This window comes from Erwinia sorbitola (genome assembly GCF_009738185.1).
In the GTDB taxonomy this organism is placed as follows: domain Bacteria; phylum Pseudomonadota; class Gammaproteobacteria; order Enterobacterales; family Enterobacteriaceae; genus Erwinia; species Erwinia sorbitola.
Genome location: NZ_CP046509.1, coordinates 2,373,894 through 2,389,504 on the forward strand (window position 1 = coordinate 2,373,894; position 15,611 = coordinate 2,389,504).

Consider the following 15,611-nt stretch of genomic DNA (forward strand, 5'->3'; position numbering starts at 1 on the left):
TCATTTCCATAGCAACATCAGGCTTATTTTTAATCAGCCATTGTTACGATGTGGGTATTTTATGCCTGAAATATAACCACTCATTACCGCAAACTTTGGGCACAGCCTGAGAGTGCGGTACACTCTGTTTATTGCCTGAATTTTCAGAAGAGTTATGCGCACACTATTCCCGATTCTGCTTGTCAGCCTGAGCATGCTGAGTGCTCCTGTCTGGTCATCAACGCCTGGCGATATTCGTCAGAGCGGCTTCGTGTATTGCGTTAATGGCGTAATGAATACGTTTAACCCTCAGATGGCCAGCAGCGGGCTGGTGGTGGATACGCTGGCCGCCCAGCTTTATGACCGGCTGCTTGACGTTGACCCTTATACCTACCGGCTGATGCCGGAGCTGGCAGAAAGCTGGGAAGTGCTGGATGACGGAGCAACCTATCGCTTCCACCTGCGTCACAACGTCCCTTTCCAGCATACCGCCTGGTTCAAACCCACGCGTACCATGAATGCCGATGATGTGGTGTTCAGCTTTGAGCGGGTGTTTAACCGCAAGCATCCGTGGCATAACGTTAACGGCGGCAGCTATCCCTATTTTGACAGTCTTCAGTTTCCCGACTCCGTTCAGAGCGTAAAAAAACTCGATAAAAACACGGTGGAAATTCGCCTCAACAGCCCGGATGCCTCTTTCCTCTGGCATATGGCTACCCACTATGCGCCGGTGCTGTCGGCCGAGTATGCCAGTCAGCTGTCAAAGGTCGATCGTCAGGAGCAGCTTGACCGCGAGCCGGTCGGTACCGGGCCATTTATGCTCAACGATTACCGCGCCGGTCAGTATGTGCGCCTGCAGCGCAACGATGCATACTGGAAAGGTAAGCCGCGCATGTCACAGGTGGTAGTCGATATGAGCGCAGGCGGTACCGGGCGGCTGTCCAAGCTGTTAACCGGCGAATGCGATGTACTGGCCTACCCTGCCGCCAGTCAGCTCTCGATTCTGCGTGATGATCCCCGCCTGCGTCTGACGCTGCGCCCGGGGATGAACATTGCCTATCTGGCTTTCAATACCCGCAAAGCGCCGCTCGATCGCCCACAGGTACGTCAGGCACTGGCGCTGGCCATCAATAACGAACGGCTGATGGAGTCGATCTATTACGGCACGGCAGAAACTGCGGCATCAATTCTGCCGCGCGCATCATGGGCTTATGATACTGATGCCCGTGTAACGCCGTATGACCCACAAAGGGCACGTGATGAACTCAAGGCGCTGGGAATCGAAGATCTGCACCTTAATCTGTGGGTGCCTTCGGCGTCGCAGTCCTGGAACCCCAGCCCGATGAAAACCGCTGAACTGATTCAGGCCGATCTGGCACAGGTAGGCGTTAGCGTCACCATCGTACAGGTGGAAGGCCGTTTCCAGGAAGCCAGGCTGATGGAAATGAATCACGATCTGACTCTGACCGGCTGGGCCACGGACAGTAATGATCCGGACAGTTTCTTCCGTCCATTATTGAGCTGTGCCGCCATTGCCTCTCAGACTAACTTCGCGCACTGGTGTAACGCCGGATTTGATGAGTTGCTGCACAAGGCGCTGCTCTCACAGCAGCTGGCTAAACGCATTGACTATTATGACAGCGCGCAGGCAATGCTATCGCAGGAGCTGCCGGTTCTGCCGCTGGCCTACTCCCTGCGTTTACAGGCCTACCGTTATGATATCAAAGGGCTGGTACTCAGCCCGTTTGGCAACGCTTCATTTGCCGGTGTTCACCGCGAAGGCGGCGAGGAGAAGTCACCATGATTATCTACACGCTGCGCCGTCTGGTGCTGTTTGTCTTCACGCTGTTAATGCTGGCGCTGGTTGGCTTCAGTCTGAATTACTTCACCCCTCACGCCCCGTTGCAGGGTGCATCGTTTATTGATGCCGCAATGTTCTGGTTTAAAGGGATCCTGCAGCTCGACTTTGGTGTTTCCAGCATTAACGGTCAGTCGATCAATTTGCAACTGCGAGAAGTGTTTCCTGCCACACTGGAACTCTGTTTTATGGCGTTTAGCGTGGCACTTTTGGTGGGGATACCGCTGGGAATTGCCGCAGGGGTGATGCGTAATAAGTGGCAGGATAAAGCTATCAGCGCCGTGGCGTTGTTAGGATTTTCGCTCCCGGTTTTTTGGCTGGCGCTGCTGTTGACGCTGTTCTTCTCGCTTAATCTCGGCTGGTTCCCGGTCTCTGGCCGTTTTGATCTGCTGTATCCGGTGAAACATATCACCGGGTTTGCTTTGATTGATGCCTGGCTGACTGAAACGCCGTGGCGTCATGAAATGATGATGAGCGCCCTCAGGCATATGGTATTGCCGGTTACGGCGCTGGCGGTGGCACCCACCACTGAAGTTATTCGCCTGCTGCGCATCAGCACCCGTGAGGTGATGGAGCAAAACTATGTTAAAGCCGCCGCCACGCGCGGGCTTTCGTTGTTTACCATTATTCGCCGCCATGTGCTGCATAACGCTCTGCCGCCGGTTATTCCACGTCTTGGCTTACAGTTTTCAACCATGCTGACGCTGGCGATGATCACTGAGATGGTGTTCAGCTGGCCGGGTGTGGGCCGCTGGTTGATAAACGCTATCCGCCAGCAGGATTACGCAGCGATTTCTGCCGGGGTGATGGTAGTGGGCAGTCTGGTTATTGCCGTCAATATCCTGTCAGATATTTTAGGCGCCATGACGAATCCACTTAAACATAAAGAGTGGTATGCCCTGCGCTAACAGTTGCAGGCTGCATCATTCCATCGTGAATCAGAACCACTGAGCCTCATCTCTGAGGCTCTTACTTTATCCATTACCACCGCCTTATTTTTTATCAACGAACGGCTGCCCTCGGCAGGCGGCAGCACAGCACCGGACGTTGCAGAGATACGAAATTGCTGCCCGTGTTCCCTTGCCTGCGGCAGTGATATAGAAGGATAATCGCCTGTGCTGAACTGTACAGAGCGATTCTTGCAGTTTTCATGGTGAGAAAGTCGTAATGCATCAGTTAAAAAAACCTGACATTACGCGAAAATCAAGGGATGATGCAGACTAAGGTTATGATATGAATAAAAAAACCAAAGCAGACTATGACACCCTCAGAAGACTTAAAGTGAAAACAGATGCCCTCGGATAATATTTACGCTGAGAAGCGACCGCCAAGCCCGCTGCGCCATACCTGGGGGCTGTTCTACCGTGACACCACGGCAATGATTGGCTTCTACGCATTTATCGCCGTGCTGCTGCTGTGTATTTTCGGCGGTCTGCTGGCACCGTATGGGCTGGATCAGCAGTTTCTCGGCTATCAACTGCTACCACCGTCCTGGTCACACTATGGCGATGTCTCGTTCTTTCTCGGCACCGATGATCTGGGCCGCGACCTGTTAAGCCGTCTGCTTAGTGGCGCGGCTCCCACGGTAGGTTCAGCGATTGTTGTCACGCTGGTCGCCTCAGTGTGTGCAATGGTGCTTGGTGTACTGGCGGGCCTGACACACGGCCTGCGTTCGGCGGTCTTTAACCATATTCTGGATACCTTACTGTCCATCCCCTCCCTGCTGCTGGCCATTATCGTAGTGGCGTTTCTTGGCCCGCGGCTTGAACATGCCATGCTGGCGGTATATCTCGCGATCCTGCCGCGTCTGGTACGCTCTATATATAGTGCGGTGCATGACGAGCTGGAAAAGGAGTATGTGGTTGCAGCGCGCCTCGACGGCGCCAGCAGCCTGGATATCCTCTGGTACGCGATTTTGCCAAATATTCTGGCGCTGCTGGTAGCGGAGTTTACCCGCGCCCTGTCGATGGCTATCCTCGATATTGCCGCCCTTGGTTTCCTCGATCTGGGCGCGCAGCTGCCCTCGCCTGAATGGGGCGCCATGCTGGGTGATTCGCTCGAGTTGATTTATGTCGCCCCCTGGACCGTGATGTTACCTGGCGCAGCCATTATGCTGAGTGTGCTGATAGTTAACCTGTTGGGTGACGGCGTACGCCGGGCCATCGATGCGGGAGTTGAATAATGCCGCTACTCGATATTCGTAACCTGACCATTGAGTTTATGACCGCCGATGGGCCGGTCAAAGCAGTGGATCGAGTGAGTATTACGCTGACCGAAGGCGAAGTCCGTGGACTTGTGGGCGAGTCTGGTTCGGGAAAAAGCCTGATTGCTAAAGCAATTTGTGGTGTTACCAAAGATAACTGGCGTATCACCGCCGATCGTATGCGCTTTGATGATATCGACTTGCTGCATCTGTCACCACGTGAGCGCCGCAAAATTGTTGGTCATAACGTGTCGATGATTTTTCAGGAGCCACAGTCTTGCCTTGATCCTTCAGAAAGCATTGGCACCCAGTTAAAGCAGGCGATTCCCGGCTGGACGTGGAAAGGCCGCTGGTATCAGCGTTTTGGCTGGCGTCACCGCCGGGCGATTGAGCTGCTGCATCGGGTTGGTATCAAAGATCACAAAGATATTATGAGCAGCTTTCCCTATGAGCTGACGGACGGTGAGTGCCAGAAGGTAATGATTGCCATCGCACTGGCGAACCAGCCTCGTTTGCTGATTGCCGATGAACCAACTAACGCTATGGAGCCGACTACCCAGGCACAGATTTTCCGCCTGCTTTCCCGTCTCAATCAGAATAATAACACCACTATCCTGCTGATCAGCCACGATCTGCAAATGCTCAGTCACTGGGCAAACCGCATTAATGTAATGTACTGCGGACAGACGGTAGAAACGGCCGTTAGCGAGGATCTGATTACCGCCCCCCATCACCCTTATACTCAGGCCCTGATCCGGGCTATGCCTGATTTTGGTCGTTCGCTCCCGCATAAGAGTCGCCTGAATACGCTGCCTGGTGCCATACCTTCGCTGGAGCATCTGCCCATTGGCTGCCGTCTTGGCCCGCGCTGCCCTTATGCACAGAAAACCTGTATTGAAACACCGCGCCTGACGGGTACTAAAAGCCATCTGTTTGCCTGCCACTTCCCGCTGAATATGGAGAGTCAGTAATGGTTGATACGCTACTGGAAGTGCGCAATCTGTGTAAAACTTACCGCTATCGCACCGGGCTGTTTCGTCGTCAGCATGTGGAAGCGGTAAAGGAGATCAGTTTTACCTTACAGGAACGCCAGACGCTGGCGATTATTGGCGAAAACGGTTCAGGGAAATCAACCCTGGCGAAAATGCTCAGTGGCATGATCGCCCCCACTTCGGGTGAGATAGTGATTGATGATCATCAGCTGGAGTATGGCGATTACGGCTACCGCAGCCAGCTGATTCGCATGATTTTTCAGGATCCGTCGACCTCGCTAAATCCGCGTCAGCGTATCAGCCAGATCCTTGATTTTCCGCTGCGGTTGAATACCGAGCTGGATGCAGCTGAACGCGAAAAACGCATTATCGCCACGCTGCGCCAGGTCGGATTGCTGCGCGATCATGCCTCATACTATCCGCATATGCTGGCCCCCGGCCAGAAGCAACGCATCGGACTGGCACGCGCCCTGATATTACAGCCAAAGGTGATTATCGCCGATGAAGCGCTGGCGGCGCTGGATATGTCGATGCGTTCGCAGCTGATTAACCTGATGCTGGAATTACAGAATAAACACGGTATTTCCTACATCTATGTTACCCAGCATCTGGGGATGATGAAGCATATCAGCGACCAGGTGCTGGTGATGCACCAGGGGGAGGTCGTCGAACGTGGCAGCACCGCTGATGTCCTGGCCTGCCCGCTGCATGACTTGACGAAGCGGTTAATCAGCAGCCATTTTGGTGAAGCCCTGACCGCTGATGCCTGGCGCAGGGATCGTTAATTTCCCACCCCACCATCTTTCCTGTAAAGGGTCAGGCATTTCTGACCCTGAATAAGAGCGCTGCTTATACCTTCCAGCTATTTGATAGCACAGATCATTATTTCTTTCGTGTTGCGGGTTACGCCAGGATAACTCTGCCGTAATTGAAAAGGAATGATCATGGAACAGCGCCGCTTTACTGGCAACAACCACTGGTATCATGAAACCCAGACCAGCCTGCCCGCGCATCGTGCACCGCTGATGCCTGAAGCTGCCAACGTTGAAGACCGTTTTCTGCTTGGTCTGGCGCAACAGGCGGGAGGAGAACTGAACACCATTTTTCAGCAAATGCAACCCGCACTGCTGGCTTCGCGCGATCTGTATCAACTCTTGTTCCCGCCGGAAATGACCACCACCCTGAGCCATACGCTAACGCTGTATGACCGTATCAGCAGTGCCCTGACGGTAGCTCAGGTCACCGGGGTACAGCGTTTATGCAATCACTACGCAGCGCGTCTTAATCCGCTGCCGGGGCCAGACTCCTCGCGTGAAAGCAATCACCGTCTGACACAAATCACTGAATATGCCCGCCAGCTTGCCAGCCAGCCAACGCTGATTGATGCGCTGTCGGTGCAGCGGCTGGATGATGTGGGGTTGAGTGCGCCGGATATTATCAGTCTCAGTCAGATAGTTGGCTTTGTCAGCTATCAGGCGCGGGTGGTTGCCGGGGTTCATGCCCTGATGGCTCTGCCGGTACGCTGGATGCCAGGCGTAACTATTCCACCGGATGCAGTAAGCGATAATTTCCTCTCCCCGCAGGCATGGTGCCCTGCACTGCCGCCGCTGGAATTACGCTATGCCGCGCCGGATCAGCTGGAAGCATTAACCTTTTGTCAGCCACTGACTGAGCTGGAGGAAGGAGCCTGGTTATTTGCTCATGATGGTAAAGCCCTTTACGGCCTGGGTCGCCTGATTGACGCACTGGAAGAGGTGCGCAGCAGAAGCTCCTGTTCGCTGGCAGCTGCGGTTACTTCACGTATTAATGGCAGCGTCAGCTGCTTTGAGCGCTATGCGGCAAAAAATGATCTGCGCCCTGCATTACAGGAGAGCGTTGAACAGGCGCTAAGTGTGGCCGATTCACCGCGCCAGGCACTTATTTCACTGGCTGCGCAGCTGACCAGATCGCCGGAGCGGGTAAATGCTGCTCATATTCAGCCGCTGAAAGATGCCGGATTCAGCAGTGCGCAGATTTTTGAAATCATTTTAAGCGTGGCATCAGCCAGCTGGGGGAACCGTCTGATGCAAGGCCTGGGCACCAGCGGCGAATAGCGGGTCAGCTCATCAGCCAGCGCCGTACCTCGTCAAAGAAATGCTGTGCCAGCGGTGTCGCCCGCCCTGGTTCAGCAATCACCACAGCACCCTGCCGGGACATTGGCGGCATGGCCACCTGCCGGCGTTGCAGCCCGCTGGTCATGCCGTCAATCAGATGCCCGACCGGTGAAATCATACACCCCAGCCCTACCTGAACCCCCTGAAGTAGCTGAAATACCGATGTGGTTTCCAGCACCACGCGCATGGTCAGCCCCGCATCGCGAAAATGTCCGTCGAGATAGCGGCGGAAATAACGTGTCTGCTCCGCAAGACAGAGTGGCAGCGCAGCAATTGCTGAAAGTGTCAGCGGTTCGTCACCCTGCAAACCAGGAAAATGCTGCGGATGATAGACCAGCTCAATGCCGTTATCTGCCAGCGTTTCAGCCTGAAAATGTAGTTCGCGCAGCGTAGCCAGCTCAAAAAAACCAATGCCGACATCCACCGTATGACTGTTTAACGCATCCAGCAGCTGATCGGCACTCAGTACCGCTACACGATAGTCCAGCTGAGGATAGCGATCGCTAATAGCTTTTAACATCACCGGCAGTGAGATACTGCATTGCGGTACCACTCCGATACGCAGCGTGCCATTAACGCCATGTTTTAGCGATTCAACTTCCAGCTTTAAGCCCTGATAAACCGAGACGATTTCTCGCGCCCAGGAGAGTACGCGCTCCCCTTCCGGCGTGAAACCATCAAAGTTATTGCTGCGGTTAATCAGCGATAGCCCCAGCTCACGTTCAAGATTTTTCAGGCGCATTGAGAGCGTAGGCTGACTGACGAAGCTGGCCTCAGCGGCACGACCAAAGTGGCGTTCACGCTCTAAATTACATAAGTAGATGAGCTGTTTGATGTCCATTGTCTTTGTTTTTCATAAGCTTAAAGTAGTTATAATGGGTGAAAACAGCACAGGTGCATTAATTGATGTACTGGCATCATATTTGGCCTCTCTTTCTAAAGACAGTTTCAACCATCTCAGGGTTTGATGCCAGCAAAGAAGCGCAGCTTAAAAAACTCAGTTCACGACGCTTTTAAGGTGATAATGCTACATCATCCCTTGCTATCAGCAACCTTCGCCGCTCAGATTCGCCATAAAGAACAGCCTGCCCTCGCCCTCTTCTGTAAAACGTTACGAAAGCTGCTTTAGTAATTTTGACGCAGAAAAATGTGGGAACATTGAAACTTCAAAGCTGGTTGTGCGGCTGTGAACATTGTTATAGCGCCCTAACACCCCTATTTCATTATCATCTGATTTCAATCATTCCCCCCCTCTTTCCAATGATAGAAGGTAACTATAAAAATCATTAACATAAAATAAAAGGCAAAATAACCCATCTGGTTCACAAATAAACTCTTGCACTTTTTATTTTCTTTGTTTTTTACATTTTTATTGGATTTTGACTTTCTTCCAGGTTCCACCTAAAGCATAATTCGATACTAATTTTTACGAAACATCTAAGTATAAAAAGGAGACATTTTTTAATGTCAGGGAATTCTCATGTGTATAGAGCGGATATAGATGGATTGCGCGCTCTTGCAGTACTGCCTGTTATTCTTTTTCATGCTTTCCCGAAGTTGTTACCCGGTGGATTTGTTGGCGTAGATATTTTCTTTGTTATATCAGGTTATCTGATTTCATCGATTATCTTCAGAAACGTTGGCAAAGGCTCGTTTTCTTTCACAGACTTTTACATGAAGAGAGTGAACAGAATTTTCCCCTCGCTGTCTCTCGTTCTCACTGCTTGTCTTGTGTTCGGCTGGTTCGCCCTCTATGCAGATGAATACGCGCAACTCGGCAAGCACACAGCGGCGGGTGCGGGATTTGTAGCTAATATCATTCTTCTGCTGGAAAGTGGATATTTTGATACTGCATCAGAGATGAAGGTTCTGCTTCATCTCTGGTCTCTCGGAATAGAAGAACAATTCTATCTGCTGTGGCCAGTACTTATCCTCACCTTCAGACGTTCGCGGAGGGCAACACTTTTAGCTTTGCTACTAGTCATTGCTGCTTCATTTACAGCCAATATTTATTATATACGCATAGATCCCACCGTTACATTTTATTCTCCAGTGACGAGATTCTGGGAGCTGGCCTTCGGATCACTACTCGCGTATAAAGAGTTTCATTTAACACCCCGAAGTGGTCTTGCAAGTCGCAAACATCACCTTATGTCATTAGCCGGGCTGTCACTAATCGTATTTTCGATTATTTATTTTACTGACCGAGATTTTCCAGGCTGGAAAGCTTTGCTGCCGGTTATTGGAGCAGTATTGGTTATCGCCGCAGGGGGTAATGCCATAATCAATAAGCACTTACTTTCAAATAAACTGCTTGCTTTTGTTGGGTTAATAAGTTACCCATTGTATTTATGGCACTGGCCGTTATTCACATACCTGAGAATCATAAACAGTGGAACACCGCCGAATCATGTACTGTTGATGGCTGTTATACTTTCTTTTTCTTTAGCAATATTAACATATTACGTCTGGGAGAAGCCGCTCAGATATGCACAAAAAAAAGGGTATACAGCAATAGCGCTGACTATTCTTGTATCGTTGATTGGCATTGTCGGATACTTCATTTTCTCTTCCGGGGGGATTCAGACCCGAACATTTGTCGAGCAGTCAAAAAGCCAAAACTTTCAACTTAACACACATAACTGGAAATATATTACAAACGAGAACTGCCTCAACAGATACCCGTTCCCGGATGCAAAGGATTATAAATGGTTTTTCTGTTACATGACAAAAAATGAAAAACCAGAGATTCTGCTGCTGGGCAACAGCTATGCAAATCACTTGTACCACGGCCTGCATAATTCGAAATTTTTTAGGAATAAAAACATCCTCTCAATTGGAACCTGCGTGCCAAACATTGCAGACTCCTCTTCATTGACGGGAAATCACCCCTGCGCAGGTGATCACCCGGGAAAACAGAGAGAACTGATAAGGAATATCATTTCAACCGAAAAAAGTATTAAATTAGTCATAATATCTGGTCTTTTCTGGAAAAATGAAGATGGAGCAGAGAAGAGATTGGATGATTACATTGAGTTTATAATTGATAATGGAGCAATTCCAATCATTTTTTACCCGCATGTTTATCCTGGTTTTGATACAAGAGCTTGCTTTGCAAGACCTTTCTCAGAACCTGTGAAATCATGCCATGTCGGAATTAAAGCATATAAAGAAAAAGTTGATGGCGTTGAAGATATGTTCGCTCGCATACATAAAAAACATCCAGACGTTGAATTCTATAACCCTAATGACCTGTATTGCGATAAAAGTGGATGTAATTTTGTCATTAATAATATGCCGGTTTTTCGTGATGGCACTCATTTTTCATTCTATGGAAGCGATCGAGTAATTGGCGGAATGATAGACCGGAGCAGAGTAATTGAATCCGTATTGAAATAATCAATTTAGCGCCGGATTTACCGGCGCTATTTCACAAGTCTTTACCAGGAAATTATACTACCCTTACTTGCTTACTTCATTTCAAGCAGTAAACCTTTTTTCTTAGACAGAAAACACGATTAAGAACCATCATTATATAAAACTATAAAAATGATCTACCCAACCATACCGGAACATCACGAGCATTTTTTTCCGCTAAGAAAAAGCCCTCATCTGCGCTGAGGGATTTGTTATATAGTTATTCAGTTAAATTACATATTAAAAGAGATATTTATATCTGTCCGCCCGGCGACATATTCACTCGCTGTGACAATATCACCCGACTGTCTCACTTCTATTCTCGCTACACCCCCTGCGGCTGCTGAAGACGATGCAAGTGTGTAAAAAGAGTGAGAAGGCCGGGCCCATTGTGGCAAAGTAGTGATTACTGAGTCTCTCTTCCCGTCAGAAATCGCGCCGACGATATGGACAGTATTATCTCTTCTTGTTACCTGCAGTGTTCCTGCGATTGCTTCATTAGCTTGTGTGAAAGAATTAGTCAGAACAAGCATTTTCGTAAGACAGCCCGGCGAAGAGTTACACAGCGATCTTGAAAGTGCTGATGCAAACGCCGAAGCAATAGCTAGCTGTCCGCGCGTGTTTGCGTGAAGATTGTCATGAGTCCAGCTATTCATAAACCCTTTGGAGCTAAACCCGTTGGGAACGCCCGCGTTATTACCAAAACTGTCCCCAGTTTCTGCCAACATATAACCATTTGCAGCACATCGCTCACGTAAAACTTGCTGGAAAAGGGGGATGTCTTGCATATTGACAGGTTCTCCGCCACCGCCTGTTATCGACTTTGTGACAAAGCGATACGGAACTCCAAAAATTGGAATAGCACCGTCTTTTTTGATTTTTTCAGCTAATGTTGAAATGTTTGATGAGAATACACCATACCCGAGATACCCACTCGCCTGACAATCATTGACACCCAACGCAACCAGCACATAATCCTGGCCCACGAAACTGTATTTATTGATATTTTGAATAACAGTATTTAGCCTCAGACCACTAACAGAATAACTATTATTAACTGAAAGCTTTCCCAGCCCAGGAACATGTTCAGCGCAATTTTCTAAGATTGCAGGCCATTCATTCGACGCTCGTGCCCCGACGGTTATTGAGTCGCCAAGAGTCATAATCTTAATCCCTTTAGCGTATGGGACAGCATCGCGAGAGCGGAGGTGGCAAAATTGAAGTTGCATACAAGCTCGCGCATCTTTATCGGCCAGAATAACGACTGAACGCGCATTAGCAGATGACTCTGCGACCGGGTATGGATTGCCGTTCAAAATAAGTTGAATACCTCTCCCATCTGCTGCAATTCTCAGCCCGACTCTTAATGAACCGTTGTTTGTCTGTATCTGATCTTCCGGATGCCAGGTGTTATATTTTCTGACGAGCGCGTTCCCATTATAAATAGAGACCCCATCTGCTCCAATATCGAAACGATAGTTCAGCACTGCACCTAAAGTCGTTGTGTGATTTTAGTGGCTATATTTTCTCATAAAAAAAGCCAGCACTAAGGTTGGCTTGTGGATTATTAATATTAATTAAGGATAAATCACTATTAAACTGCCTGTGCAGCAGTGAACCAAATTACGGGTTTTCTCTGGATTCGCGCCCACTTCTAAGCTGCCTGTACGGCAGTGAACCCTCCCTCGCTTGTATCAATGATCAGTATTCACTTCTAAGCTGCCTGAACGGCAGTGAACTCCCAGTGATCGCGAGGGAATGCCAGCTCTCTCTTCTAAGCTGCCTGTGCGGCAGTGAACAAAATCGATGGGATTGTTCCTCTCTGACAGGACTTCTAAGCTGCCTGTGCGGCAGTGAACACGCCGCAGGCTCTAAAGGCGCGTTTTCATGCCTTCTAAGCTGCCTGTGCGGCAGTGAACGCTGAGTAAAACCCTTGGGGTGAGAGCTGAGTCTTCTAAGCTGCCTGTGCGGCAGTGAACGTTGCGCAGGGTATGATTGTACCCGTTAATCGCTTCTAAGCTGCCTGTGCGGCAGTGAACTTTTCAGAATCAGCAACATCAGCAAACGCCCACTTCTAAGCTGCCTGTGCGGCAGTGAACATACTTCCGTTACGTTCGCGGAGCGGCATGAACTTCTAAGCTGCCTGTGCGGCAGTGAACGCCCTTGAGCGAATCGAAAATAAAAATGGTAATCTTCTAAGCTGCCTGTGCGGCAGTGAACCGTTATCTTACCGCGCTAACCCGTTTACTTCCTTAGCTTTTAACCTTATTTCCTGCTCCAGACCCTTTTTTAGGCCGCTATAAAAATAGTGATAATAATCAAACAGATAAAAAACGCTAAAAAAAGAGGGTCTTAACAATGGTGCAGTGAGCTTAAAGGGGGCGTCACGCACCACGGATGGCGCGTGACGAGGCCCGCATGCATCTTTTAGCTACCTGGGGGCAGAAACGGTGTTCAAACGCTGAAGCACCAGCTTGATTAGCACCAGCTTGATTTCTACGCTTAATAAAATTCTGTGGTCAGCTGCGCATGACGCTCAATAATTTTATCACCCGGCGTGGTTTTAATAGTGAAGCGGCAAGCCACCGGCACGCCCTGCTGGTAGTCACAACGGGTGGTGGTCTCACGTGTACCCTCAGGTGTTTTGCTGATGGTTACCGCGTCAGAGGGTTTGTCGCCTGCATCCGCAGCATATTTCTGTACTCCCTCCGAAATTTGACGCTCACCGCTGAAAGCATGCTGACCAACAAGGCGATCGCTGTCGTCATAGGTCAGCTCAACGCGGTAATCAGATTGCGCTGAAGAAAGGCCGGAAATCAGACCACGATCGTTGTAGATAATATCGATGGTAAAATTACCGCTGGTTTTAGACAGCACGTTACACTTACTGTCGAGCTGCAAGAGCACCGGATTGCCGTTCTCTTCACCGACCAGCCGATCTTTATCCCGCCGTACGCTGATATTCCCCACGTCGAGGTTGGTTACGTCAAAATCTGTAACGCAGCCCTCTTTGTCAAAGTTAAATACACCATCGTAGCGTTTCTCGCCGTTGGCATCGAAAACAGTCTGATGAGTGCTTTTAACTTTTCCAGGGATAGCTTCAAATTGATAAAGAAATGAGAGATTTTTGATTTTTAAGGAAATTCCTTTATCTTCTTCTTTTTTACAGCCAGCAAGAAGAAGCACCGGCAACAGCAAGGCTATCGTCGTTTTAATCTTGTCCATGCTACGTGAGTCCTGTCAGCGTAATGATATTTACGCATTATTATCGGCAGGTTAGCGCCATTCTTAAGGCACTATCATACCGGGCCGATCAGGCCAACCCCAGCGCACTTTTCACTTCATTAGCAATTTTTTCCACCTGCGGGCCATAAATCACCTGCACATCGTGGTCACTTACGCGATTCACACCGTTTGCTCCGGTGCTCATCAGGGTATGATCGACCACTTCGTTCATCTGCTTCACCCTGACACGTAGCCGCGTAAAGCAGCAATCGACGTCCTCTATATTGGCTTCGCCCCCCAACCCGCTGATTATCACCTGCGTACGTTCACCGGCGCTCACCTTCTCCTGCTGTTGATCCTCTTCTGACTCTCGTCCGGGAGTTTCCACGCGCATGCGCAATATAATGAAGCGGAAGCCATAATAGTAAACAGGGATATAGAGCAGCCCCAGCGCTACGCTCCACCACCAGGCTGTTTTGCTGCCGCCCAGAATGCCGAACACCACCAGGTCAATGGCACCGCCCTGCACATTACCAATCATCAGGTGCAGCAGTGACATCAGCATAAATGAGAGGCCACTCAGTAAAGCATGGAAGATATAGAGCACCGGAGAAACAAAGATAAAGCAGAATTCCAGCGGCTCGGTGATCCCGGTGGTAAAGGAGGTGAGCGCTCCGGCAAGTACCAGCGCTTTAACCCGCTGTTTATGCTCAGGACGCGCGCAGTGATAGATTGCCAGCGCCGCCGCAGGCAGACCAAACATCATCACCGGAATTTTACCCTGTGCCAGAAAACGGGTCGCCGCCTGTACCGTAGCATCCGGCACTGAACCCGGGTGTGTCAGTGAGGTATTAAAGATATTTAGCGCTCCAACCACCGTCTGCCCGTCAACGGTAGCGACTCCGCCAATTGGCGTGAAGCGCACCGTTTCATTGAGGATATGGTGTAAGCCTGTGGGGATCAGCAGGCGCTCGCTGGTGCCGTAAAGAAAGGCACCATACTGCCCGCTTTTACCGATCAGTTCACCGACCCAGGCAATAGCGGAACCGATTGTTGGCCAGATTAATGCCAGCAGCACGCCGACCAGCGGCAATACCAGTACGGTAACGATTGGCACAAAGCGACGGCCTCCGAAGAAGCTAATCGCTGTAGGCAGCTCGGTGGTATAGCAGCGGTTATGGATCACGACGGTCACCAGCCCGGCAATGACCCCGCCCAGTACGCTCATGTTATAGGTAAAAATACCCAGCATCGGAATAAACTCCGCTGAAGTCATCATGGCGGTGGTTTGATCCATACCCTGCTGCTGTAACGCCGCTGCCGTAGTGGTAGCGGCGGTCAGGCCTCTGGCCGCCAGCGTCGCACTGATACCAACGTGCATCGCAATAAAACCAATGACTGAAGCAAAAGCAGCCGTCGGTTTTTCAGCCTTAGCCAGACCAATCGCGCTGGCAACCGCAAAGAACAGCGGCAGGTTGGCAAACAGCGCTCCCGCCACTTTACGAATAAAACCAATAATCAGCTGTGGTATTTGCATGCTGGCGAAGGTATCGCCGGTAATCACCGGGTTCTGTAACGCTGCCGCAACGCCGAGGAAGATACCGGCGGCGGCAATCACCGAAATCGGCATCATCAGGGCTTTGCCGAAGGCATGGATTTTACTGGCAAACGCTTTCATCTGATTTCTCCCCGCTGTAACTGCAACCGGTTAAGTATTAGTCGCATGACGGGCGATGGCCGCGTTATCAGGAAATTGGATCGAATAATCTTTGACCAGCATCACA

11 protein-coding genes and 1 CRISPR repeat array are annotated in these 15,611 nt (G+C 50.1%); of the genes, 7 read left to right on the plus strand and 4 right to left on the minus strand.

Annotated elements, in window-relative coordinates:
• Positions 1 to 154: 154 nt before the first annotated feature.
• The 6 genes from sapA (at position 155) to GN242_RS10625 (ending at position 7,125) form a co-directional block, all read left to right on the plus strand.
• Positions 155 to 1,783: an ABC transporter substrate-binding protein SapA gene (sapA, locus tag GN242_RS10600; protein WP_154751120.1), complete on the plus strand. Its 1,629-nt coding sequence runs from the start codon at positions 155 to 157 to the stop codon at positions 1,781 to 1,783.
• On the plus strand, positions 1,780 to 2,745 hold the full coding sequence (gene sapB / locus GN242_RS10605) for a putrescine export ABC transporter permease SapB (RefSeq protein WP_154751119.1): 966 nt from the start codon (positions 1,780 to 1,782) through the stop codon (positions 2,743 to 2,745). The genes sapA and sapB overlap by 4 nt, the downstream gene beginning before the upstream one ends.
• A gap of 383 nt (positions 2,746 to 3,128) precedes the next feature.
• The gene (sapC, locus tag GN242_RS10610) at positions 3,129 to 4,019 is read left to right on the plus strand and encodes a putrescine export ABC transporter permease SapC (RefSeq protein WP_154751118.1); all 891 of its coding nucleotides are present in this window, start codon (positions 3,129 to 3,131) and stop codon (positions 4,017 to 4,019) included.
• On the plus strand, positions 4,019 to 5,011 hold the full coding sequence (gene sapD / locus GN242_RS10615) for a putrescine export ABC transporter ATP-binding protein SapD (protein ID WP_154751117.1): 993 nt from the start codon (positions 4,019 to 4,021) through the stop codon (positions 5,009 to 5,011). The genes sapC and sapD overlap by 1 nt, the downstream gene beginning before the upstream one ends.
• Complete coding sequence (gene sapF, locus GN242_RS10620) at positions 5,011 to 5,817, plus strand: putrescine export ABC transporter ATP-binding protein SapF (protein WP_156287451.1); 807 nt, start codon at positions 5,011 to 5,013, stop codon at positions 5,815 to 5,817. Before sapD ends, sapF begins: the two co-directional genes overlap by 1 nt.
• A 159-nt stretch (positions 5,818 to 5,976) precedes the next feature.
• Positions 5,977 to 7,125, plus strand: a complete 1,149-nt coding sequence (locus tag GN242_RS10625) for a CMD domain-containing protein (RefSeq protein ID WP_154751115.1) — start codon at positions 5,977 to 5,979, stop codon at positions 7,123 to 7,125.
• Positions 7,126 to 7,129: 4 nt separating this feature from the next.
• On the opposite strand, the gene GN242_RS10630 is transcribed toward GN242_RS10625, so the two are convergent.
• Positions 7,130 to 8,026, minus strand: coding sequence for a LysR family transcriptional regulator (locus tag GN242_RS10630; protein ID WP_154751114.1), 897 nt, complete (start codon positions 8,024 to 8,026; stop codon positions 7,130 to 7,132).
• 623 nt (positions 8,027 to 8,649) lie between these two features.
• Here GN242_RS10630 and GN242_RS10635 point away from each other — a divergent pair.
• Positions 8,650 to 10,584 carry an acyltransferase family protein gene (locus GN242_RS10635; protein WP_156287452.1) on the plus strand — a complete coding sequence of 645 codons (1,935 nt, stop codon included), beginning with the start codon at positions 8,650 to 8,652 and terminating at the stop codon, positions 10,582 to 10,584.
• 251 nt (positions 10,585 to 10,835) lie between these two features.
• Here the strand turns inward: GN242_RS10635 and GN242_RS10640 are convergent, their stop codons facing one another.
• The 3 genes from GN242_RS10640 to GN242_RS10650 form a co-directional block, all read right to left on the minus strand.
• A complete protein-coding gene (locus GN242_RS10640; protein ID WP_156287453.1) occupies positions 10,836 to 12,089 on the minus strand; it encodes an SGNH/GDSL hydrolase family protein in 1,254 nt (417 codons plus the stop codon).
• Between the two features lie 104 nt (positions 12,090 to 12,193).
• Positions 12,194 to 12,822: direct repeats of the CRISPR family, unit length 28 nt; unit sequence CTTCTAAGCTGCCTGTGCGGCAGTGAAC.
• 282 nt (positions 12,823 to 13,104) lie between these two features.
• Positions 13,105 to 13,827, minus strand: coding sequence for a YnfC family lipoprotein (locus tag GN242_RS10645; RefSeq protein ID WP_156287454.1), 723 nt, complete (start codon positions 13,825 to 13,827; stop codon positions 13,105 to 13,107).
• An 88-nt stretch (positions 13,828 to 13,915) separates the two neighbouring features.
• Entirely contained in the window at positions 13,916 to 15,505 is a 1,590-nt protein-coding gene (locus GN242_RS10650; protein WP_154751110.1) for a PTS transporter subunit EIIC, read from the minus strand.
• Between the last annotated feature and the right edge of the window lie 106 nt (positions 15,506 to 15,611).